Source organism: Erythrobacter sp. HI0063 (genome assembly GCF_001635685.1).
Lineage (GTDB): Bacteria > Pseudomonadota > Alphaproteobacteria > Sphingomonadales > Sphingomonadaceae > Qipengyuania.
This window is the reverse complement of record NZ_LWFF01000102.1, coordinates 1-293: the sequence shown is the minus strand read 5'-3', so window position 1 is coordinate 293 and position 293 is coordinate 1. Positions and strand designations below refer to the sequence as shown.

At 55.6% G+C, this 293-nt stretch carries 1 protein-coding gene; it reads right to left on the bottom strand.

Features of this window, described 5'->3' with window-relative positions; all coding sequences use genetic code 11:
* Positions 1–7: 7 nt before the first annotated feature.
* Positions 8–293, bottom strand: a 286-nt coding sequence (locus tag A3736_RS04400) for a YetF domain-containing protein (protein ID WP_156501966.1), incomplete at its 5' end; no start/stop codon positions are given.

The following is a 293-nucleotide window of genomic DNA, read 5'->3' as shown; positions in this document are numbered from 1 at the left end:
GAACGCGTCACCTTCCGGGCATACGGTTGGGCGCCCGCACATCGGAAAGCGTTTCAGCTTCTTCCCACTTTATCTCCTGCCGCGGCACCACCGAGAGGTTGCCATTGGTTTCCAAGACGACCCAGTTCGCTCCGTCGTTCTTGGTGATGCCATGCTCACGTAATGCGCTCTTGATTTCCTCTTCCGTAATCCGTGTTCGCTTCATTGCATCGCGGAGAAACTTCCCTTTGTGCGTTAGCAATGTTGGCTCTGCCTTGACGACATGGGCAAGCCGTCGACTGTGCCAAACCAAC